23 protein-coding genes and 1 pseudogene are annotated in these 23,174 nt (G+C 34.5%); 3 read left to right on the top strand and 21 right to left on the bottom strand.

Going from position 1 to position 23,174, the window contains the following annotated elements; translation table 11 throughout:
- Window positions 1–18: 18 nt before the first annotated feature.
- The 6 genes from MHH59_RS25840 to secA all read right to left on the bottom strand — a co-directional run bounded on the left by MHH59_RS25840 (window position 19) and on the right by secA (window position 7,997).
- Window positions 19–1,455, bottom strand: a complete 1,437-nt coding sequence (locus tag MHH59_RS25840; RefSeq protein ID WP_012261984.1) for a S41 family peptidase — start codon at window positions 1,453–1,455, stop codon at window positions 19–21.
- A gap of 118 nt (window positions 1,456–1,573) precedes the next feature.
- A complete protein-coding gene (gene ftsX, locus MHH59_RS25845; protein WP_002089596.1) occupies window positions 1,574–2,467 on the bottom strand; it encodes a permease-like cell division protein FtsX in 894 nt (297 codons plus the stop codon).
- Window positions 2,457–3,143 carry a cell division ATP-binding protein FtsE gene (gene ftsE, locus MHH59_RS25850; protein WP_003192357.1) on the bottom strand — a complete coding sequence of 229 codons (687 nt, stop codon included), beginning with the start codon at window positions 3,141–3,143 and terminating at the stop codon, window positions 2,457–2,459. The genes ftsX and ftsE overlap by 11 nt, the downstream gene beginning before the upstream one ends.
- 323 nt (window positions 3,144–3,466) lie before the next feature.
- Window positions 3,467–3,790 carry a cytochrome c551 gene (gene cccB / locus MHH59_RS25855; RefSeq protein ID WP_002016129.1) on the bottom strand — a complete coding sequence of 108 codons (324 nt, stop codon included), beginning with the start codon at window positions 3,788–3,790 and terminating at the stop codon, window positions 3,467–3,469.
- A gap of 456 nt (window positions 3,791–4,246) precedes the next feature.
- Window positions 4,247–5,345 (bottom strand): peptide chain release factor 2 gene (gene prfB / locus MHH59_RS25860; RefSeq protein ID WP_100248371.1). Its coding sequence is split into 2 segments (ribosomal slippage): window positions 4,247–5,272 and window positions 5,274–5,345, totalling 1,098 coding nucleotides; the frame shifts between segments, so codons are not numbered across the junction.
- A gap of 144 nt (window positions 5,346–5,489) precedes the next feature.
- A complete protein-coding gene (secA, locus tag MHH59_RS25865; protein WP_193652141.1) occupies window positions 5,490–7,997 on the bottom strand; it encodes a preprotein translocase subunit SecA in 2,508 nt (835 codons plus the stop codon).
- A 368-nt stretch (window positions 7,998–8,365) separates the two neighbouring features.
- Here secA and MHH59_RS25870 point away from each other — a divergent pair.
- Window positions 8,366–8,566 (top strand): annotated as a pseudogene (locus tag MHH59_RS25870) (tyrosine-type recombinase/integrase); the annotation flags it as partial.
- A 55-nt stretch (window positions 8,567–8,621) separates the two neighbouring features.
- Here the strand turns inward: MHH59_RS25870 and MHH59_RS25875 are convergent.
- From MHH59_RS25875 to MHH59_RS25940, 14 genes are all read right to left on the bottom strand, one after another.
- On the bottom strand, window positions 8,622–9,149 hold the full coding sequence (locus tag MHH59_RS25875; protein ID WP_340853018.1) for a hypothetical protein: 528 nt from the start codon (window positions 9,147–9,149) through the stop codon (window positions 8,622–8,624).
- 41 nt (window positions 9,150–9,190) lie between these two features.
- Window positions 9,191–9,829: an ATP-binding cassette domain-containing protein gene (locus MHH59_RS25880; RefSeq protein ID WP_033731069.1), complete on the bottom strand. Its 639-nt coding sequence runs from the start codon at window positions 9,827–9,829 to the stop codon at window positions 9,191–9,193.
- A gap of 3 nt (window positions 9,830–9,832) precedes the next feature.
- Window positions 9,833–10,597 carry a hypothetical protein gene (locus MHH59_RS25885; protein ID WP_002129923.1) on the bottom strand — a complete coding sequence of 255 codons (765 nt, stop codon included), beginning with the start codon at window positions 10,595–10,597 and terminating at the stop codon, window positions 9,833–9,835.
- Window positions 10,598–10,668: 71 nt separating this feature from the next.
- Window positions 10,669–11,364, bottom strand: a complete 696-nt coding sequence (locus tag MHH59_RS25890; RefSeq protein ID WP_340852711.1) for a hypothetical protein — start codon at window positions 11,362–11,364, stop codon at window positions 10,669–10,671.
- Window positions 11,351–12,139 (bottom strand): hypothetical protein, encoded by a 789-nt coding sequence (locus tag MHH59_RS25895; RefSeq protein ID WP_215551423.1) that lies wholly within the window; start codon window positions 12,137–12,139, stop codon window positions 11,351–11,353. Before MHH59_RS25895 ends, MHH59_RS25890 begins: the two co-directional genes overlap by 14 nt.
- A gap of 31 nt (window positions 12,140–12,170) precedes the next feature.
- A complete protein-coding gene (locus MHH59_RS25900; RefSeq protein WP_340852716.1) occupies window positions 12,171–12,755 on the bottom strand; it encodes a hypothetical protein in 585 nt (194 codons plus the stop codon).
- A 118-nt stretch (window positions 12,756–12,873) separates the two neighbouring features.
- The gene (locus tag MHH59_RS25905; RefSeq protein ID WP_340852718.1) at window positions 12,874–13,368 is read right to left on the bottom strand and encodes a hypothetical protein; all 495 of its coding nucleotides are present in this window, start codon (window positions 13,366–13,368) and stop codon (window positions 12,874–12,876) included.
- Window positions 13,369–13,656: 288 nt separating this feature from the next.
- A complete protein-coding gene (gene hpf / locus MHH59_RS25910) occupies window positions 13,657–14,199 on the bottom strand; it encodes a ribosome hibernation-promoting factor, HPF/YfiA family (RefSeq protein WP_002089603.1) in 543 nt (180 codons plus the stop codon).
- 320 nt (window positions 14,200–14,519) lie between these two features.
- Window positions 14,520–14,717, bottom strand: a complete 198-nt coding sequence (gene cspC, locus MHH59_RS25915) for a cold shock protein CspC (protein WP_001990088.1) — start codon at window positions 14,715–14,717, stop codon at window positions 14,520–14,522.
- A 126-nt stretch (window positions 14,718–14,843) separates the two neighbouring features.
- Entirely contained in the window at window positions 14,844–15,548 is a 705-nt protein-coding gene (locus tag MHH59_RS25920) for a ComF family protein (protein WP_033731070.1), read from the bottom strand.
- On the bottom strand, window positions 15,548–16,897 hold the full coding sequence (gene comFA, locus MHH59_RS25925; protein ID WP_340852719.1) for an ATP-dependent helicase ComFA: 1,350 nt from the start codon (window positions 16,895–16,897) through the stop codon (window positions 15,548–15,550). Before comFA ends, MHH59_RS25920 begins: the two co-directional genes overlap by 1 nt.
- A 130-nt stretch (window positions 16,898–17,027) precedes the next feature.
- Entirely contained in the window at window positions 17,028–18,362 is a 1,335-nt protein-coding gene (locus MHH59_RS25930) for a C40 family peptidase (protein WP_340852721.1), read from the bottom strand.
- A gap of 233 nt (window positions 18,363–18,595) precedes the next feature.
- A complete protein-coding gene (locus MHH59_RS25935) occupies window positions 18,596–18,910 on the bottom strand; it encodes a winged helix-turn-helix transcriptional regulator (RefSeq protein WP_002089608.1) in 315 nt (104 codons plus the stop codon).
- A 162-nt stretch (window positions 18,911–19,072) separates the two neighbouring features.
- Entirely contained in the window at window positions 19,073–19,915 is an 843-nt protein-coding gene (locus MHH59_RS25940; RefSeq protein ID WP_098167536.1) for a DegV family protein, read from the bottom strand.
- Window positions 19,916–20,153: 238 nt separating this feature from the next.
- Between MHH59_RS25940 and MHH59_RS25945 the strand changes: the two genes are divergently transcribed.
- Together MHH59_RS25945 and MHH59_RS25950 are read left to right on the top strand one after the other, a co-directional pair.
- Window positions 20,154–20,789 carry a YigZ family protein gene (locus MHH59_RS25945; protein WP_002034752.1) on the top strand — a complete coding sequence of 212 codons (636 nt, stop codon included), beginning with the start codon at window positions 20,154–20,156 and terminating at the stop codon, window positions 20,787–20,789.
- A 74-nt stretch (window positions 20,790–20,863) separates the two neighbouring features.
- Window positions 20,864–21,991, top strand: a complete 1,128-nt coding sequence (locus tag MHH59_RS25950) for an LCP family protein (protein WP_098631998.1) — start codon at window positions 20,864–20,866, stop codon at window positions 21,989–21,991.
- 53 nt (window positions 21,992–22,044) lie between these two features.
- Here the strand turns inward: MHH59_RS25950 and wecB are convergent, their stop codons facing one another.
- A complete protein-coding gene (gene wecB, locus MHH59_RS25955; protein WP_002034751.1) occupies window positions 22,045–23,160 on the bottom strand; it encodes a non-hydrolyzing UDP-N-acetylglucosamine 2-epimerase in 1,116 nt (371 codons plus the stop codon).
- Window positions 23,161–23,174 lie beyond the last annotated feature (14 nt).

Raw genomic sequence — 23,174 nt, forward strand, 5'->3', positions numbered from 1 at the left:
AAGTGCCTGTATTCTTTCTTATTTCGCTATTAATTTCAATGCCGTCTGTAATTGTAAATCATTTTCTCCAGAACGGATTTTTTCAATGATTTTAGTTTGAATCGCTTCAGCTGTCTTTTTATCAAGTTGTCCTGTTGCTTCCATCTCATTCGCATTTTGGAATGCTTTTAGTGCTGATTCTGTCTCTTTGCTAAAGTATCCATCTTCACGTCCTGGTACATATCCTAAGCTCTTAAGCATTTCTTGCGCGTGTTTTACTTGTACATCATTTGAATTGTATGAAAGTGTCTTTTCAATTTGAATTGGTGTCGCATGATAATAATCTGGTTGCTTCACTTCTACAGTTGGCGCGATTCCTTTTTTATGAATCCAATTGCCATCTGGTGTTAACCATTTAAACATTGTTAATTTAATGTTGCTGCCATCTTTAAATGGAACAGCCTGTTGAACAGTACCTTTACCAAACGTTTTTTCACCAATTAAATCGTATCCTTCTCCTTCTTTTAGCGCACCAGCTAAAATCTCTGAAGCAGAAGCACTTCCGTTATCAATTAATACTGAAATTGGATATGACTTTCTCTCTTTCAGTTCCGTAGAGAATTTCTTCTTCTCACCATTTCGCTGTTCTACTTGTAGCATTGGCTTTTTATCTGTCATGATGTCTCCTAGTATATCTTCTACACTATTTAAATAACCGCCAGGATTACCACGCACGTCAATAACTAAGCCCTTTATGTTTTTCTTCTCTAGCTCTTTTAACTGATCCTTAAATTCTTTCGCAGTATTTTCAGCGAAAGAAGTAATTTGCATATAACCGATATCTTTTCCGCTATCTTGCTTTACGGAACTAAATACAGTGAAAATCGGAATCTTTTCACGCTTAATTTTAAATTCTATCGGATCAGCCACTCCTGCGCGCTTAATTTCAATTGCAACAGTCGTTCCTTTTTTACCACGAATTTTTAATACTGCTTCTTCACGTGATAAATCTTTCACACTATTTCCATCTACAGATAAAATTTGGTCATTCGGTTTAATTCCTATCTTTTCTGCTGGTGAACCTTTAATTGGCGATACGATAATAAGCTTACCGTCCGTCTTGTTCACTTCAGCTCCAATCCCTTCAAGTTCAGGATCCAATGACTGACTAAACTGTTTTGCCGTTTCTTTATCCATATACGTGGAATAAGGGTCCTTCAGCGTAGACAACATTCCCTGTATCGCACCTTCGACTAATTTGTCGTCTTTCACGTCTTCCACATAACGTGAATCAATTAGTGCATACGCCTCATTAATCTTTACCAAATTCCCTTGCGCTGTGCCAGCATTACCATTCGATACTGTTTGCGTTACATACGCTGGGTTTATCCCAAACCAGTACATACCACCAAACATCCCGCCAGCACCAATTAAAAATGCAACAACCATTCCAATAATTGCAACTCTACGTTTCAATGCGGAATTCCCCTTTCCAGAACACACAGGTGGTGTAGCAAAAGGCATCACACGATGTGTGATGCCTTTACCTATTTCTACTATATGATAAGCTTGTACGAATTATGTTTGCAACTTTTTATACTTTTAAGAAGCGACGAATTGACATTACACTTCCCCACATACCGATTAATGCACCGATTAACATTAATAAACCAGCTAATTGGAATACGAATGGGTTGTATGGTAGAAGCTCGAAAATTGTTCCGCCAAGTTTTTCATTAAACACACCTTGCAACGAATTATACATAACTAAAATTAGGCCAATTGGAATAATTGATCCTAATACTCCTAGGAATAATCCCTCTAACAAGAACGGCCAACGAATAAACCAGTTTGTTGCACCAACAAGTTTCATAATTTCAATCTCAGTACTACGAGCATAAATTGTAATTTTAATTGTGTTAGAGATTAAGAACATCGCTGTGAATAGAAGACCCGCAATTAACGCAATCCCGATGTTACGACCAGTTTTTACAGTATCAAATAATTTTTCAACTTGACCTTTACCGTATTGAACATTACTTACAAACTGCATTTTCTCAATCTTTTTCGCAATTGTTGCCGTATCTGTTGGTTCTTTCGCCTTTACAACAAATACGTTTTTCAGTGGGTTATCTTGCTCAAATAACTCGAACGTTTTTCCACTATCGCCTAAGCTTTTAATTAAACGTTTCAACTCTTCTTCTTTAGAAGAATATTTAATAGAATCTACTTTCGCAATTTTACTCATATCTTCTTCTAATTTCTTTTGATCAGCTTCTTTTGCTGCTGGATCAACATGCACACGAATTTCTACATCTTGCTCTACTTTCGTCGCAAAATGGTTCATATTCATAATCGCTGTCAAAAAGACACCTACAAGTAATAATGTAACTGTTACTGCACTTACAGAAGCAAATGTCATCCATCCGTTACGGGATAGATTTTTCACACCTTCTCGCAAATGTCGACTAAGGGTTTTAGCCTTCATATCCGTATCCTCCCTCAATCTCGTCTCGAACAATTTTTCCGCCTTCAATTGCAATTACACGATGACGAATTGTATTTACGATATCTGCGTTATGTGTCGCCATAACAATCGTTGTACCACGCTCATTAATACGTTTAAAAATCTTCATAATATCAAGAGCTGTTTCAATATCTAAGTTACCTGTTGGCTCATCGGCAATTACAACCTTTGGCTTATTTACAATCGCTCTTGCAATCGCCACACGTTGTTGCTCTCCGCCCGAAAGCTCATTTGGAAGTGCATCGGCACGCTCTTCAAGACCAACAAGACCTAACACTTCTGTAACGCGCTCACGAATCGCTTCCTTCTCTTCTTCAATTACTTCTAAAGCAAACGCAACATTCTCATATACCGTTAATTTAGGTAGCAATTTAAAATCTTGGAAAATCACGCCTAATTGACGACGGAAATATGGAACATCTCTTTCTGCTAATGTTTCAATTACAAGTCCATTTACATTAATTGATCCTGTAGATGGCTTCTCTTCACGATACATCATTTTAATAAATGTAGATTTTCCGGCTCCACTCGGTCCAACTACGTATACGAATTCACCTTGTTTAATGTTAACTGTGAGACCAGCAATGGCTTTCATACCATTTGGGTACTCCTTATAAACATTCGTCATTTTTATCATTATTTATCACCCAATACTTAATGATTTTTTTAGAAATACTTTTCTGTACATTTGAAAATAAAAGAAAAACCTTTATTTTCATTCGACCATTCTTGTTGAAGGTAGCTTCCATACATACTTTTTATTAGCAATGCTACTCTATGTAATATATTTCATCAAAATTCTACAAACCCCATTGTAACATCAATCGGTTTCCAATTCGGATACAATTTTGTTACAGTTATGTTACATCCCAATAAAAGGTAAACGAGCTCATGTAATTACTTAACTCGAAGCACTTTTCGGTCAAGTTATACAATCAGCTCGTTTATTAATTACGTTTCTTATTTATGCTCCGCTAACCATTCAGCTACTTTTTTTGCATCTTCACCTTGAATAATTCCTGGTGACATTGAACCGCGGCCTTTTTCAATAATCTTTTCAATCTCTGCTGCGTCATATTTCTGTCCTACTTTTCGTAAATCTGGTCCAGTTGCTCCTGATAAATCTTTAGCGTGACAACCTATACAACTTTTTTGGTAAATTTGCTCTGCGCTATCTGTGCTTGCAGATTGTTTTGATGGTTTACTCTCTTCTTTATTTCCACATGCTCCTAAAGCAAAAACGACTGACGTCCCCAGCGTAATAGCCAACAATTTCTTTTTCACTTCTATCGCTCCCCATTGTTGATATTCTTTTCATTCATAACTAGGCAATAGTTTTCATAACACATTCAATATTCATTATAAGCATTATCTTTATATAGAAAAACTAAGGTGTATTTCATATTTTTCACAAATATAGTGAGAAGCCTAATAAAATAAGCTTTCATAAATTGTTTCAATTCTGTGAACACCTTAGAAAGTTCTATAAAGAGCCTTTTTCTCCAATCAAAACTGAGAAATTCTATATAAAGTCCTACTCTATTACCACTTTGTTTTACTATTCTCTACCTTTTACAAAACAATATACGGCATTGTATTCTACATATAATCTCATCAAAAAGAGAAGTTGTCGTTTCCAACTTCTCTTCCTCTTTATTTCATCAATATAAATAAGATAAGCCTCTTTATATCCTCTTGGACCTCAGCATGTGCCAACAATTCTGTTGGCTTTTTCTCTTATTAAATACGAGAACGTAAATACGCATCAATAAACGGATTAATTTCTCCATCCATAACTGCTTGTACGTTACCAACTTCTGTATTTGTACGATGGTCTTTCACAAGAGAATACGGGTGGAATACGTAAGAACGGATTTGGCTGCCCCATCCAATTTCTTTTTGCTCTCCGCGAATCTCATCTAATTGTGCTTGTTGTTCTTCTAATTTCTTTTGATATAATTTCGCTTTTAGCATTTTCATCGCATGCTCACGGTTTTTAATTTGAGAACGCTCTGACTGACATGTTACAACCGTGTTTGTCGGTAGATGAGTTATACGAACTGCTGAATCTGTCGTATTAACGTGCTGTCCACCTGCACCACTTGCACGATACGTATCTATTTTCAAATCTTCTGTACGCACTTCAATTTCAACTTCATCATTGAATTCAGGTACAACTTCACAAGATACGAACGATGTATGACGACGACCTGAAGAATCGAACGGTGAAATACGTACAAGACGATGTACACCTTTCTCCGCTTTCAAGTAACCGTAAGCGTTATGACCTTTAATTAATAATGTAACACTCTTAATACCAGCTTCATCGCCCGGTAAGTAGTCAACCGTTTCTACTTTAAACCTACGTTTTTCAGCCCAGCGCGTGTACATACGTAATAACATAGAACCCCAGTCTTGTGACTCTGTTCCACCTGCACCTGGGTGTAATTCTAAAATAGCGTTATTTTTATCATAAGGATCGCTTAATAGTAACTGCAGCTCGTACTCATTCATTTCTTGAATTAAAGTTTTCACTTCAGATTCTAGTTCCTCATGTAAATCTTCATCATACTCTTCTTTAAGTAAGTCATGCGTCATTTCTAAGTTTTCGAACGTCTCATCTAACTGACGGAACCTTCCAACCATATCTTTCAGCGCATTCGCTTCATTAATTACAGCTTGTGCGCCTTGTTGGTCATCCCAAAATCCTGCGCCCATCATCGTTTCTTCTAATTCTGCAATTTGTTTTTCCTTAGTAGGAAGGTCAAAGAGACCCCCTAAAAGCCGCTAATCTCTTAGCCATTTTTTCTAATTCTTGCCTAATTTCTACTAATTCCATTTCCTTCACCTCTATGTAATTGCTGTTACTTTCATATGAAAACAAGGGAAACTCTCTCCGCTTATTACGGAGAGAGTTTAATCCTTTTCATTATACATTTTTGATGTAAAAATTTGCAAAGCAGTCTAAAACTACAGTTTCTTATTACTGCCCAATGCCACAACAGTTTTTATATTTCTTGCCACTACCACATTTACATAAATCGTTGCGTCCCATTTGGTCACCTTTTACAACCGGTTTTTTCTTCGCGTCTTCGCCATCGCTTGATGGATGAACAGCTTCACCTTGAACAACTTCTTGACGCTCTAAGTTTTGCTCAATTTCAGCTTTCATAATGTAACGAGAGATTTCCTCTTCAATAGAAGCGATCATCGACTCGAACATTGCGAACCCTTCCATTTGGTATTCACGAAGTGGATCGATTTGTCCGTAAGCACGTAAATGAATACCTTCACGAAGGTGATCCATTGCATCGATATGATCTGTCCATTTCGTATCTACAACACGGAATACAACAACCTTTTCGAATTCACGCGTCTGCTCTTCAGGTAGAAGCTTCTCTCTTTCGTTATAACGCTCTAATAATTTCGCGATAATTGATTCGCTCATTTCTTCTGGAGCAAGGCGACGTAACTCTTCTTCTTTTACATCTCCTTCTTCAAGAAGGTTTGTATTTAAGTAATCGACAAGACCTTTAATGCTCCAATCTTCTTCGATTTCTTCTTGCGTATGAAGTGCAACAGCACGTTCTATCGTAGATTTCATCATACCTTCAATAATACTGCGTAAGTTCTCTGAATCCATTACTTCTTGACGCTGTTTATAAATTACTTCACGTTGTTGACGAAGTACATCGTCGTATTGCAATAGCTGCTTACGTGCATCATAGTTATTTCCTTCCACACGTTTTTGTGCAGATTCTACAGCACGAGAAACCATTTTACTTTCGATTGGCTGTGAATCATCCATACCAAGACGATCCATCATCGCTTTCATATTGTCAGAACCGAAGCGGCGCATTAGTTCATCTTCCATTGATAAGTAGAACTGTGTTACACCAGGGTCCCCTTGACGACCAGAACGACCACGTAACTGATTATCAATACGACGGCTTTCGTGACGCTCTGTACCGATAACTGCTAGACCGACGTTTCTAATATCCTCGCCTAACTTAATATCCGTACCACGACCAGCCATATTCGTCGCAATTGTTACAGCGCCTTTCATACCAGCTTCTGCAATGATATCTGCTTCACGCGCATGGTTTTTTGCATTTAAGATATTATGACGTACACCTTTACGTGTTAACATTTTTGAAATAAGTTCTGACGTTTCAATTGCAACTGTACCAACAAGAATAGGTTGCCCTTGCTTATGACGATTTACAATATCCTCAACAACTGCATTGAATTTACCTTCCATTGATTTGAAGATTAAATCAGCACGATCATCACGAATAATATCTTTATTCGTTGGAATTACGATAACATTCATATTGTAAATACTACGGAATTCTTCTTCTTCCGTTTTCGCTGTACCAGTCATACCAGATAATTTTCCGTACATACGGAAGTAGTTTTGGAACGTAATTGTTGCAAGCGTCATACTTTCATTTTGAATTTCTACGCCTTCTTTTGCTTCAATAGCTTGATGTAAACCTTCGCTATAACGACGACCTTTCATAAGACGACCAGTGAATTGGTCTACGATTACGATTTCGCCTTCTTGTACAACATAATCTGTATCAAGGTGCATAACAACGTGTGCACGAAGCGCCTGATTAATATGGTGAAGAAGTGCTACATGTTTTAAATCGAATAAGTTATCGATATGGAAAGCTTTCTCAGCTTTCGTAATACCATCTTCTGTTAACATTACATTTTTCGTTTTCACATCAAATGAATATTCTTTTTCATTTTCTAATGTACGAACGAATGCATTTGCAAACATGTATAGCTCTGCTGATTTTTGAGCTTGTCCCGAAATAATAAGCGGCGTACGTGCTTCATCAACTAAAATAGAATCGACTTCATCGATGATAGCAAAATTAAGTGGACGCTGAACGCACTGCTCTCTATATAACACCATGTTGTCACGTAAGTAATCGAACCCAAGCTCGTTATTTGTGCTATACGTAATATCAGCAGCATAAGCAGCTTGTTTCTCTTCACGTGACATACTATTTAAGTTAATCCCTACAGTTAGGCCAAGGAACTCATGAAGTTGTCCCATTTCGCTCGCATCACGTTGCGCTAAGTATTCATTGACTGTAACAACGTGAACACCTTTTCCTGTTAATGCGTTTAAATATACAGGTAAAGTAGATGTTAACGTTTTACCTTCACCTGTTTTCATCTCAGAGATATTTCCTTCATGTAAGGCGATACCACCCATTAGCTGTACGCCATATGGACGCATTCCAAGAACACGATTCGCTGCTTCACGAACAACCGCAAAAGCTTCAGGAAGTAGATCATCTACTGTCTCACCTTTTGTTAGACGTTCTTTAAATTCAATCGTCTTTCCTTTTAATTGTTCATCAGTTAGCGGCTTAATAGATGATTCTAATGCATCAATTTGCTCCACTGTCTTCTGCATACGTTTAATTTGGCGTTGGTTGACATCAAATACCTTTTTTAAAATACCGATCATAGGAAATACGCTCCTCTTTTATTAAAATAAAACTTCCGATTGCTTTCTTTTTCTCTTTACAATCAGTCGTTATAAAAATCAAATTTATGTTATGCCAATTTTTCTCCTAATTAAAAAACTAAAATGTATAAACCTAATGATAATTGTAACACTTGTCTTATAACTATGACAACAATCGTCCAAATGTCGAGCCGTAGATTCAGAAAAAGTTTTTATTTTATTCGTTTCAACAAATTAATAATTCTTTTCCCTACCTCTCTATTTCAAATTCATATTCCAAATTTCATATTAATTCTAAATAATATTCTTTCCCGTTCCCTTTAAAGAGAGTAGCTGGAATGAACATATTAGTAAGATTCAAATCGACAATTACAAAAGCCAAAGATTTTGCCGGTGCAGCATCCATAGATACTCACACAATGCGCAAAACCTTCAGCTTTTGATTTCTATAAACAATATCTATCATTATATTGCAAGATATACTCAACCACAGCAACTCAAAAATAAACTTAAAATATATAGATATCAATAAAGAAGAAAAAGACACTCTACTTAATACATTTTATATAGAACTTTTTCTTTTTTTACAATTACACTTCAAATTAATACTACTAATAAATGTTATTAATTTATTGGTATTTCTAATTCATGATATTTCCCTTTCTTATCCTTCATAAAAGAAATGAATTTCACCTTAGTTGATTCATTTGAAAAGTTTTTATAATTTTTATAAGGGTCATCTCCTATAAAATAATTTGTCCCTATATATCCTCGTACTGTTTTACCAGCAGGTATTACAGGATCAAACTGATATTTTTCAGGTAATTCCATTGAATAAGGAACTAAATTATAAAACTCCCCTATTTTAGAATAAAACATTGTATTAGAAATAGACTTATTACTAAATAAGTTAATATCCCGATTTGTTGTATTTGTAATATTTAAAAGTAACACATACGTCACTACTTCACGGTCTTCATAAGGATCATAAACTTTTGTAGGATCAAGAGGCTCAAGTGCATGAAACTTCACTCCTTGTCCATCATCAAAAGTTCTATTAGATAAAAACTCATCTTTTATCACTTTATAAGATTCATTATTTTGATTTAATGTTTTAAATCTAAACAAACTAGCAAATGTACATAGCAACACACACAATCCAATGATTATTAAGACATGTTTTCTTGTCACTATTAATCTACCAACTTTCCATTATTAACATGTACAATACGATCTACTATTCCATTATCTAGAACATGCACATCATGACTAGCTACAATAATAGTCGTTCCCTTAGATTTTTCTACTTCCAAAATATCTAAAACATCTTTTATCCCATCACTATCTAAAGCATTAGTTGGCTCGTCTAATAACAATAATTTTGGTCGTTCCATTAAAGCTTGCGCTATCCCTAAACGTTGTTTCATACCTAAAGAGTATCTTTTATACTTTCTCTTATCTGCTTTATCAAGTCCAACCCTTTGAATAATATTATAAATTTCCTCATCAGAAATTTTATTGTTAATCGATGCTAAAAATTTCAAGTTCTGAAAACCAGTATACCCTGGAATAAAACTTGGATATTCAATCAATATTCCCATAGAATCAGGAAATTGCTTTTGTTTCCCAATCATTTTATTATCTATATAAACAAATCCAGAATTCAAACGCATTAACCCTGATATAGCTCGTAAAATCATCGTTTTACCAGAGCCATTATGCCCCTTCAAAACTAAAAACTCGCCTTTTTTTATCGATAAACTAATATTATCTAACACAATATTTCCTTTTAATTTTTTCATCATACATTCACATTTAATATAATTGTCCATAAATTATTCACCTATCACATCTAGTTTTTTAAAACAAAAACTACCTAATAAAATCATTACAACAACAATTACTACTCCTATTAAAAGTAAATCATTACATTGAATAGATTGATTATTACCTAAAGTCAATTGAATTGAACTGTGATCAACAAAATACCAGCGATTTGGCATAACAAAAGAGCCTAAAAAATAAATATTATGAAAGAAAATAGACATAAATAGGTACATCAACATCAGTACAAAAACAATAGTTATTGGTATATAAAACGTTAAAAACTCAAAAATTAAAGCTAATAAAAAGCTTATGATTATTTGAATTAGCATAGTACCTAATATTTTATAAGAAAATTGACTATATAAATTTAAAAAAGAATACTCGCCAAAAGAAAGCAAATAGTAAACAGTAAACCAAAGAAAATACATAACAATCCAAATACTAATTATATAAAAGACCAAAGATAGTATTTTCGTTAACCAAAGAAAATGCTTCTTTTTAACACGAGGAAATAAATAAACACCATTCTGTTGAATATCTGAAAAAGCAAAATTCCCTACAAGCAACAAAGGAGTGATTTGAAAAAAAATCCAATAAAAAGGGATAGAAAATCGCCCCTCCTTATAAAAGTGAGATAAATCAACAAAGTCTACTCCATGAAAAAATCGATAAAAGGTAACATCTACTAATCCAGGTTCTTTACCATTAATAAGAGACTGATTGTATAAAAAAGTAAATACAATCATAGCGTAAATTAAGAATAAAAAAGCCATTATCTTGATGGAATCTCTAAACCTTACATGTAAATCTCTTTTTAACAAATGATATAAAATCATAATGTAAACTAGATCACCTCTGTTTCATCATTTATAGAAATATAACTTTTTTTAGATAAAATCCATACACTTATAAAAAAGATAGAAAAACATCCAAATAAACGTATAAATAAACCCGTAGCATCTTCAAACACATTTATATAAAAAACATTTGTAAATAAAAATCCATGTAATATAAATCTATCTAGTAAAACAGCAGTGATCATACATATTATTGCAAGTAAACTAGGTAAAAATAATTGCAACAAAGCACTTATCATACATATGAAAATATTCGCAAATAATTGAATGCAAAATAATAATGGATAATTCACAGAAATACTGTTTACAGCCATCATATTTGACATCAAAAATAACTGTAAAATCATACTCCCCGCAAAAAAATAAACGAAAACTAATAATTTTAAATAATATATAGAAACTAATTTCAATGCATTATTCACTCTATAAACAACATAAATACTAAAAAAATTCGACATAGAATATACAGAAAAAACGATTGTTAAAGGAATAAATATAGTTGATAAATTATAAAACGACATAACCTTATACAAAGTTTCCAATTCATTCATTTTCTCTTTTACAATTCCAGGTTCAAAATAATTGAACAAACAACCAATGATACTGACATTAAGTAAAAAGAGAATACTTAACCAAACATATTTCATCCTTATAGTTTCTTTCATTACATTATAAAAGAACATGCTTCCTACTCCCCCGTAAATAAAGAACTACAGAGCAAAACCAAATACATAACAGTACACTAAGAAAAACTTGTAATTCAAAAAAGCCGAAATCTTTAATTAAATAATCTTTAGGATTGAGAATCCCTTTTCCAATACCAAGCCAAAAAATATGTAAAATAAATGGAACTAAATAAATAAAATAAACTCGTTTTATAAAAAACGAAACTGATAAAGCCAAACTTGAAAAAACTGCACCGTATAAACCATTTAAAAATACATACGTTAGAAAATATAAAGTAGGGTACTCATAATAAACTATATGAACTTGAGCTGTTGGTGAAACAGTAGAAGCCATATAATTTAATATTGGATGCGGAGTAACTGTTGGATAAGTCATTGCATATAAATAAAAATTAAATAGTAAAGGGACACTTATAATAAAAAAAGATACAATGAAATTCATAAAATAAAGTAGCTTAAAATAATGACGTGTTCCCATTTTAGAAATAACAGGATAAATAAATCCATAATTTTTATCAGTTCTATAAATACCTGCTACAGCCATTGCAGAAAGCATAGGAAATATAAGTAGATAAAACTCACTATAAAACGATAATCTAGTAAAATATAAAATATTAGACAAATATGGGGATACCTTTATAATCCCATCATCGTTAAATCCTTTAGTTGTTACACACATAGCAATATATTGAGCAATAACAATTATTAACATAATAAATAAAGACAACCAAAACATCCTACCTTTTAAAATCCTTCCTAAAAAGTAACTCATCTATAGCTCCTCCATAAACCATTAATTAAATTTAAATCTTTTTTAATATGAATAATTGATCCGCAACACCATAACATTTATTTTCTTTATTTAACCAAATGTAACGAAAAGAAACATTTGCTCTCTCTCCTTCAAATTTAGGAAACTCAACTTCATACTGATAAACATCATACTGATAAACACCATTTGCATCTTTTCTTTGTACACTCTTAACTTCTTGTTTCCACTGAATTACTTTTCCATCAATTTGTTCAATCCGTCCCAAAAGATACGTTGGTTTTTTCTTATTCGTAACACCCGTTAAAAAAACATAATAATTTTCTGGTATAACTCCTGACTTTAAATTTTTATCTAAAAGCTTATCTTCTATTGCAATATCATTTCTATCTATTTGACCTTGAAAGAAATCATTACCATTTTCATTCCCGAAAAATACTTGTTCATAAATAGTATTTTTCTTAATTTCTTGCAACTGAATACTTTTTATATTTCCTTTTTCCGTTAAAGTATCTTCAATATTTACAATAGGTTCATCTACTTTCTTTTGACAAGAAACTAAGAAACTAATACTCAATATAAAAAAACAAACTAAAATATATTTTGAAATAAGTTTCATTACAGCTCCTCCTATTTTTAAAAATTAAATAGCAGAAAAAGTCGTATAATCTAGATTAGAAACTATACGACTTTTTCTAGCGCTACAAAATAAATAATTTCAATTTATAATTTCTAAATCAATATTCGATGTAAGGTCCATTAGGTCTTACACTATCAGGGCTCCAAGCAGTAGGATAAGCATTATTTTCTCTAGAATAACCACCAAATCTAACAGGAACATTTTCCCCATAGTTTTCATATGCATAATTTTTGAAAAGATATGTTTTACCTGGTTGCACTTCTCCTTCATGCTTACCTGAATCACCTGAAACATTTACCCATTTTCTATTTTCTGCATTTTTATTTTTATCCGCTTCTGTCCAAACGTTGAAAGAACCACCGCCCTTCTCACTGCTCCTCACACGCATATACATAGAAGTATCATTCTCTTTAGGACGTGCATTAGTATAATCATATGCATTCCAAAGTCTAAAGGTAAATTCCACATGATCATCCCTTGTATTAGCCTTAGTATCAGCCTTGGCCGGTTCGGTTAAAGCAAAAGTACTAGCTAAAATACCTAAAGATAAAACAGACCCAAACATAAAACGACTTTTTTTCTTAATACTCACTAAAAACACCTCCGATAATTTGTAGCATTATATTGATTTTATTTTTTCACTGAAGGAATAAAATAAATCCTTATAATACAATATTAGGATATCAAAACCGAAATGCACTATCAATTAATTTCAGAAGACTTAACATTTTATTTACAATTATAAAATGTTGTTAAATTAAACAAAATTAGTATGCTCATGGCAAGGAAATACTTGTAGAGATAATCACACTCAAAATCTCAATACAACCACTAAAACATATAAAAAAAGCGCAGCCATTTCGGCTGCGCTTTTGAATGATTATTTAGTTTCGATTAAACCATATTTCCCATCTTTACGGCCATATACAACATTAGTTTCATTTGTATCAGCATTTGTGAAGACGAAGAAACTATGTCCTAGCATATCCATTTGCAAGATCGCTTCTTCAACGTCCATCGGTTTTAAATCGAATCGTTTTGTACGTACAAGTTCTAATTCATCCTCTTCTACCGCATCCAGAACAGCTACTGCTTCCGGAAGGATAAAGTTAGTTTTCATAGAACCTTTCTCACGTAATTTACGGTTTACCTTTGTTTTATGTTTACGAATTTGTCGCTCAATTTTATCAACTACTAAATCAATCGCAGCGTACATATCGCTATTTGTTTCTTCTGCACGAAGTAATAAATCTGTAAATGGAATTGTTACCTCGATACGTTGCTTGTCAGAGTATACTTTTAAATTAACCTTAATCTCTGGGAATGTATCAAAATAACGCTCTAATTTACTTAGCTTTTTCTCTACATATTCCTTTAATGCTGGAGTTACTTCAATATTTTCACCACGAATGTTGAATTTCATAGATGAATTCCTCCTTTCAAGCCTATGTACTATAATTTCGACATTGGCTTAAAAACTCCTTCTAATTTTTTTAAAAAATTAGTGGAATTGCGATTTTTTTATCGTTTTTTGTTGAAATGAAAAGATGCATCGTTTCTATCTTTATTTTATCCTATTAACATCGTGAATAACGAATGTAACTGTGGACAATTAGTTACAGAAAAGAAACAACTTTTTGACAACTCCTCTAAAACAAAAAAGCCCTTGTTACGAGCAAGAGCTTTCGCCATCTATATAATGCTGCTAAAAATACAGCTCTATCTTTTCCAAAAACTTAATTTTTACAATTTCACAACATTAGCCGCTTGTGGCCCACGTGCTCCATCAACAATATCAAACTCCACTTGTTGACCTTCTTCTAACGACTTATACCCATCTTGTTGAATAGCAGAAAAATGAACAAACACATCGTCACCATCTTCACGCTCAATAAACCCAAATCCCTTTTCTGCATTGAACCATTTTACTCGTCCTTGCATGTTCATTCCATTCCCTTCACTCTTAAAATCAGGGCATTCGCCCCATATTCTGACTATAGCGAATGACAAGACTGTAAGTCAAAGAAGACCTGTCGTCTTTTTATTACTCCTTTCGACATTCACATATTAACCTCTACAAAGCGTCAAACAAGAAACCTCTCTCGCTCCTCGATCATACAAAAGGCTTCCAATTTGCCTAACAGTAATTCCTGTCGTATACACATCATCCACGATTAAAACGTGTTGCTCATGAAACATCTCTTCTCCCTGAAAATAAAAAGGATTAACTCCCGATATCCTTTCTTTACGCTTCTTCTTACTTTGTTTTTCTGTTTCTATTCTTCTTAATGATGTACAAAACATTTTGATAGGCAAACAAGAAGCTAGTAACTCCGCCTGATTAAAACCACGCTCGTATTCTCGCTCTTCACTAAGAGGGACCGGAATGGCAACTGAAACATTCGCAAAATATTTTTGAAAAAGACTTCGAAAAGGCTGATGAAAAATATGCACTAATTCAGCATCTCCTCGAAATTTAAACTGTGCTAATATTTCTTTCATCCCTTCATCATACACATGCAACGAACGATTTATGAGAGACGGAAACCCCTGCTCGTTCGTCCACCTTATGCAGTCCATACAAATATCCCCGTTTTTATATTCAGCTGGTACAAGTTCTAAAGGCCGACCACACTCCTTGCAAATATCTCCTATAATATAGGGAAGTTTTTGTTCACATCTATCACATATATACTTTTTATGAAGCTTAACAAAAAAAGTGTACCAACTAATCGCATATGAAATATACTCATCACAAAGTAGACAATGCATCAATCTATCAATCCTTGTTCTTTAGCATTCTTATTCATACTTTGAATATGTTTTTTCGCACGCACCATCGCCTCTGTCTTTCCATAATGAAAATAGATAACATCTCCATGCGGTTCATCAGAGCTTCTGCCAGCACGCCCTGCAATTTGAACGAGAGCACTTTCTGAAAATATTTCTTCCTCAGCTCCTAAAACTGCAACTTGTAAATTTTTAACAGTTACTCCTCGCTCCAAAATCGTCGTTGTAACTAATAAAGGGATTTCTCCTTTTCTGAAAGCTGCTACCTTCTCTTTTCTCGCCGGATCTTCTGCATGCACACCGTCAATTTGATTGTTTAATGATTTTAATAACTGACTAATTTCTTCTACATATCGCACATGAGGAACAAATAGAAAAATGGGGTATCGTTTCGATAAGTACAGATTTAACCATTGTAATAAAGCACGAGGAATTTTTTTACGTATAAGACCCTTTTTCCAATTTCCGCACCACCGAAATATCGGAACTGGCAATGGATGACGATGGTATCGCCCTGAAATAATAACCCCTTTTTGCTTACCACTTCGCAACTTACGCTTCCACTTTTCATCTGGAGTTGCAGTTAAATAAATACGTGCTGCCTTCTCTTTCATCGCTTCGTTTACTGCATACTGCAACATCTTATCTGCATGATACGGAAAAGCATCTATCTCATCTACAATCATGACATGGAACGCCCTATAATAACGTAACAATTGATGTGTAGTTGCAACGATTAACGCCGCATCTTTTTCTCGGTCTAAACTCCCTCCGTATAAAGCAGCTACATTTATATTTGGAAACACTTCTTGTAATCTTGGTGCTAATTCAAGTACAACGTCCGTTCTCGGCGTTGCAATACAAACTCTTTCTCCCTTTTGTAGTGCCTCTGCAATTCCGCGAAACAACATTTCTGTTTTTCCAGCCCCGCACACCGCCCAAATAAAAAATGATTCTTTCTGCCTAACAGCGTCAACGACACTTTGCGCAGCTAACTCCTGACCGTCAGACAAAACGCCTTCCCACTGTAACGGATTCAAATAACTTTCTCCGCTTATTTCAGCAATCCCGCGAACAAGTACAGTACATTCACTTACCCTGCCCATCGTTATACATTTCCGGCAATACGTACATACTTCATTGCACCTTTTACATAGCAATGATGCAAATAGTCGCTGCTCTATATTTCCGCAGCGCTGACACGTATATTTTGAAAACTTCTTAATTACACCTTGCATACAAACGACTTCTCGATTCCTTTTCAGATGATCCAATTTATCCTGCAAATCTGAAGAGAGTTCTTCTAACAATAACTGTCTACCAGCTAACATCATCAATAACCACCTCCAGCACTACTATAAATCCTTCTCTTTATCTCGTAAAAACTCAAAAAAGCCGATAACCTACTTATAAAATAGTAAGCTATCGACTTTATACACGTTTTTTATTCAATTATAAATCCTAGAATCTACCGTATCCTAAGAAATGTTTTTGGTTGTAGCTACTGCTTAAGCTAGAGTAAGCAATCCCTTTATCACCAGCATGAATCATTTGGTCGTTACCAACGTAAATACCGATGTGAGATGGACCTGCTTTATAAGTACCTTGGAAGAATACTAAATCTCCAGGTTGTGGGCTACTTACTTTAGAAACTGAGTTCCAGTAACCTGCAACGTCTTGACGACCTACACCAAATACGTAAGAAATGAATCCACTACAGTCAAAACCACCGTTTGATGGAGATGCACTCCCCCAAACATATGGTAAACCTAAGTATTGTTGTGCTTTACCAATCACACCATGAGTTGGTGGAGTTGGTGGAGTTGGTGGTGCTGGCTTTTTCTCTTCTTTTTTAGGCTCTTCTTTTTTAGGCTCTTCTTTTTGAGCTTGTCCAGCATTGTTTGCTGGAGCAGCTTGTTCTGCAGGCGCTTGCGCTGGTGCAGCTTGTTGAGCTTGTGCTTCTTTAGCAGCTTGCTCTGCTTGTTTTTGAGCAGCAGCTTCTTGTGCCGCTTTTTCTTGCGCTTCTTTTTCAGCGATTTGTTGTAATTTTAATGCCTGTTGTTCAAGCTCTTTCAATTGACCTTCCGTACTTGTCATTGTAGTTACAACTGTATCCATTTTACCACTTAAATCGTTTACTGCTGTTGCTTTTTTCTCTTTTTCAACGTCAAGTTCTTTCTTAGCAGTTTCAATTTGAGCTTGTGCTTCTTTTAATTCTTTTTGTTTTTCTTTTACTGTCTCAACATCTTTTTTCACGTTCGTTTGATCTTCTTGTTGTGTTTTCATGATATCTTCGTCAGATTCCATAATTTTAGACACAGAAGCTAAACGATCAACTAAATCTGCAACGTTTTTAGAGTTTACAAGAACTTCTGTTACAATGTTCGTATTTGGCTGTTCTTGTAGTGCAACTAAACGTTTTCTTAATAACTCTTCACGTTTTGCAATCTTTGTTTGTAGTTCTGCAATATCTTTATTTTTATTTTCGATTAATTGCTCAGTATCAGAAACTTTTTTTGTTGTTTCATCAAGTTTTGAAGCGTTCTCTTGAACAGACTTATCCAAACCTTGGATTGTTTTGTTTAAGTCATTCATTTGTTTTTGTAATTCATCACGTTCTTGTTGTTGTTTATGTAAAGTATCATTTTGTGTGTTAATTTGTGATTTCACGTCAGAAATTTTATCTTCTGCAAATACATTTGGTGTTAGCCCTGAAAACATTAACCCTGCAACTAATGCGCAAGATGCCATTTTTAGCTTTTTCATTTTATTTTTTACACCGCTTTCTTTTTTCATTTTCCGTATATAACCTATTAAAATTTATACCATAATTCGGGAGTTTTTTTGCTAATGTTACGGTTTTGTAAAATAAATGTAATATTACATTTATCTCTATAGCAAAGTATATCTAAATTTGTATATATATGTAGAATTTCAAGAGCCTTACACCGTTTTTTATAGAATTGAAAAAAAACGTAAGGGAACCCCTTACGTTTTGAAAATACTCCAATATGAATGAAATAGAAACGTTACTTCATCCATTTCTCAGCCCAATTTTGGACCTCATCCATAACACTTTCCAACGCTTTCCCTTTATCAGTTACACCGTACTCTATTCTAACTGGTACTTCTGGGTAAACATTACGAACTACAATACCTTCGCCTTCTAATTCCTTTAAACGTTCTGACAACATACGATCGCTCATATTCGGTATAATATCTGCGATTTCTCTGAAACGTTTCGGCTCTTCGAGCAAAGATTTAATAATTAAGCCAGTCCATTTCTTACTAAGCATTGTAAAAGCTGACTCAAACTTTGGACATAAACAAGAATTATGCTCCATATGTTTCACCTCTCTTCTATTATAATATAGTTTCTTGTAAAAAGTAAGTAATAAAACTTTCCTCATTATTTAATTTTACATACATTTTACCATTTCCAAATATTAACTTGTCAAATCCCCGTAAAAAAACCCTCTTCAAGTAAGAGAGCTTTTATATCTTTATCACTTCGTATACCAACCTAAACCAAGCGCACCTTCACCTAAATGCGTCCCAATTACAGCTCCGAAATAACTTGTACGAATTGTAACATGAGGGTATATCTCTTCTAATTCTTGTTTCCATTCATTAGCTTCCTCTTCACGATTCGCATGAATAATAACAGCTTCCATAGGCACACCTTTATTTGCCTGCTCATCAAAGATTTCAACGATACGCTTTAACGCTTTTTTACGCGTACGAATTTTTTCGAATGGAATAATTACTTTATCTCTAAAGTATAATACTGGTTTTACTTGTAACAAACTACCGATGAAAGCTTGTGCACTATTTAATCTTCCACCACGTTGTAAATGATGTAAATCATCCACTACAAAATAAGCATCCATCGTTTGCTTCATTTCATCAAAGCGAGCGATAATCTCTTCTGGGGCTTTCCCTTCACTTACTAATTTTGCCCCTTCACGCACGTAAAACCCTTGTACTTCACAACTAATTTCAGAGTCGTACGTATATACATCAATACCATCTACCATCTGTCCAGCTGCCGTTGCTGTTTGATATGTACCACTAATTCCACTGGAAAGGTGAATGCTAATAACTGCATCATATTCTTTAGATAACCCTTCATATAACTCTAAAAACTTTCCAATTGCTGGTTGCGAAGTTTTCGGAAGTTCTTCTTGTTCACGTACTTTTATATAAAAATCATTTGCTGAAACTTCAGCCTCTTCTTGATAAGATTCCGTTCCAAACACAACGTTTAATGGAATCATATATATATTGAGTTCGTCACGAATATGCTTCGGTATATATGCTGTACTATCGGTAACAATAGCTGTTTTCATTTTCGTACCTGCCTTATAAAAAATTTTTATCCCCTAATTTTACACGAAAACTAGAAAAGGTGCATCCATACATAAAAATGCCGGCTAGAAACTACAATCACTCGCTCGACAAATTACAACAAAAAGATAAAATACTCACCAAAAATTTCAACATATTTGTAAAAAATGTTTGAATATAAAAACGCTCGCTTTTAAAATGTAAAGTACTAGTTATTTTGAAAGATAGGGGCGTATACCATTGTTATTACAATATTTAACAATAAAAGGCTATGGAGAGCACGAAATTGTGATTCAAAAATCAAGATTCATTTGCTATGTGAATCGCGCCACAACGGAAGAGGAAGCTCAAGCATTTATACAAAAAATAAAAAAACAGCATTGGAATGCAACACATAATTGTTCCGCATATTTAATCGGTGAACAAGATCAAATTCAAAAGGCAAACGATGACGGCGAACCGAGCGGCACAGCTGGTGTACCTATGTTAGAAGTATTAAAAAAACGAGGTCTAAAAGATACTGTCGTCGTCGTTACGCGCTATTTTGGCGGTATTAAACTTGGTGCTGGCGGATTAATTCGTGCATATGGAAAGTGTACAAGTGAAGGTCTTAATCACGTAGGCGTTGTTGAGCGAAAACTAATGCGCGTTATGGAAACAGAAATTGATTACACATTGCTTGGCAAAGTTGAAAATGAATTACGTAATTCAGAATATAACATTAAAGATATACATTATCTAGAAAACGTCACATTCGATACGTATGTAGAAGAAAATCGAAAACAAACATTTACAGATTGGATGATTGAATTAACAAACGGGAAGTGTACAATTAAAGAAGGAGATATGTTGTACTTAGAACAAGGTGTTATCTAAGAATAGCTAACGTATCGCCTTTAAAGATTAATGTAGTGAATTAATTCCCTACAAATGAACTAAGGAGATTATATATGGAAGAACGTTATTATCATCTCCAAAATAGCAGAATAAAAAAGAAACGTAGAAGAAAGTTTTTCTTCTTTCTTATTTTCGCATTTTTATTTGGTAGCGTAGGACTTTATATGTTAAATTCCTACACTTCTCTCATGGGGATGTACAGTGGATTTAGCCGTGAAAAATCTAAATTACGAGCAGAAGATGTGGAAATCACAAAAAAACCTTTCACAATACTAATTATGGGTATTGAGGATTACGCAACAGATGGTCAAAACGGCCGAACAGATTCACTCATGTTCGCGACAGTTAATCCAAACTCAAAAAAGTTTTCACTTATGAGTATCCCACGCGATTCTCGTGTTAAGATTGTTGGCAAAAATAAAGAAGACAAAATTAACGCTGCCCATGCATACGGTGGAGAAAAAATGGCAATCGACACCGTCGAAGAGTTTTTAAAAGTTCCTGTTGATCATTATATTAAAATTGATTTCCAAGGATTTAAAGGTATCGTTGATGCTGTTGACGGTATTACCGTTGATGTCCCCTTCGATTTCTGGGAACGCTCTGACGTGGATTACTATAAAAAAATCCAATTTAAACAAGGTCAACAGAACTTAAATGGTGAAGAAGCACTCGCATACGTCCGTATGCGAAAGCAAGATCCTAACGGTGATTATGGTCGAGCTGCTAGACAAAGACAAGTACTGGCTGCTGTTGCCCAAAAGCTAAACTCTGCTTCTACCGTATTTAAAATTAAAGATTTAACAAAGGTAGTTGGAAAATATATAAAAACCGATATTCCTATTTCAGACGGACTTGCTCTTTACAATAAAATCTCTGGATTCGACCCTTCTACAATACAAACGTTAAAACTTGAAGGAGAAGACAGAAAAATTGGCGGTATTTATTACTTCCTTCCAGATCCAATCAGTGTAGAGACTGTACGTAACGAAATTGAAAAGGAAATAGGAGAAAAAGCAAAAGTTCCAACAGAGACTACGAAAAATGAGAATACAAATTCCGATTCAAATTCTAACTCCAGCGCAAAAGCAAAGAAGGAGCCGAGTGAGAACAAAACACCACCGCCTCCTCCCCCTTCTACAAATGCTCATGCAGAGTGGATTATGAGGAATCATGAATAAAAAAAGAGCCAAATCTTATACGATTTGGCTCTTTTTATTTCACGCAATTGTTGTTACTTCTTAAAGTGTTGTAAAATCGCTTCTACAATACGCTCAGATGCACGACCATCGCCGTAAGGGTTAGATGCTTTCGTCATCTTATCATGAGCTTCTTTATCAGATAACAACTCATCAGCAAGACCAAAGATTGTCTCTTCATCCGTTCCTGCTAATTTCAGCGTACCTGCTTCGATACCTTCTGGGCGTTCCGTCGTATCACGAAGGACAAGGACTGGCACACCTAGTGATGGTGCTTCCTCTTGTACACCACCAGAATCAGTTAACATTAAGTATGAACGAGCTGCAACGTTATGGAAATCAATTACATCTAACGGCTCAATTAAATGAATACGGCTATGCTCGCCTAAAATATCATTCGCTATTTCGCGAACAACAGGATTCATATGAACAGGGTATACAACTTGTACATCTTCGTGCTTATCAACAAGACGCTTAATTGCACGGAACATATTGCGCATTGGTTCTCCTAAATTTTCACGACGGTGTGCTGTCATAAGTACAAGACGATCATTTCCAAGTTTCTCTAACACCGAATGGCTATAAGTTTCTTTTACAGTTGTCTTCAGTGCATCGATCGCTGTATTTCCTGTTACGAAAATGCGTGACTCATCTTTATTTTCTTTTTGTAAGTTCGTTGCTGATTTTGTTGTAGGTGAGAAATGAAGATCCGCCATTACACCTGTTAGTTGGCGATTCATCTCTTCTGGATATGGAGAATACTTATCCCATGTACGAAGTCCTGCTTCAACATGTCCTACTGGAATTTGATTATAAAAAGCAGCTAAGCTTGCAATAAATGTCGTCGTTGTATCACCATGCACAAGTACGATATCAGGCTTCGCTTCTTTCATTACTTTATCTAAACCTTCTAAACCACGTGTTGTAATATCGATTAACGTTTGACGATCTTTCATGATATTCAAATCGAAATCTGGCGTAATTCCAAAGATATTTAATACTTGATCTAACATTTGACGGTGTTGTGCTGTTACAGTCACAATTGATTCAATCTTTTCTGGGTGCTTTTGCAACTCTAATACAAGAGGTGCCATTTTAATTGCTTCTGGTCGTGTCCCGAAAATTGTCATTACTTTTAAACGTTCAGTCATTTCATTGCCTCTTT

It is taken from the genome of Bacillus sp. FSL E2-0195 (assembly GCF_038003645.1).
GTDB lineage: Bacteria > Bacillota > Bacilli > Bacillales > Bacillaceae_G > Bacillus_A > Bacillus_A mycoides.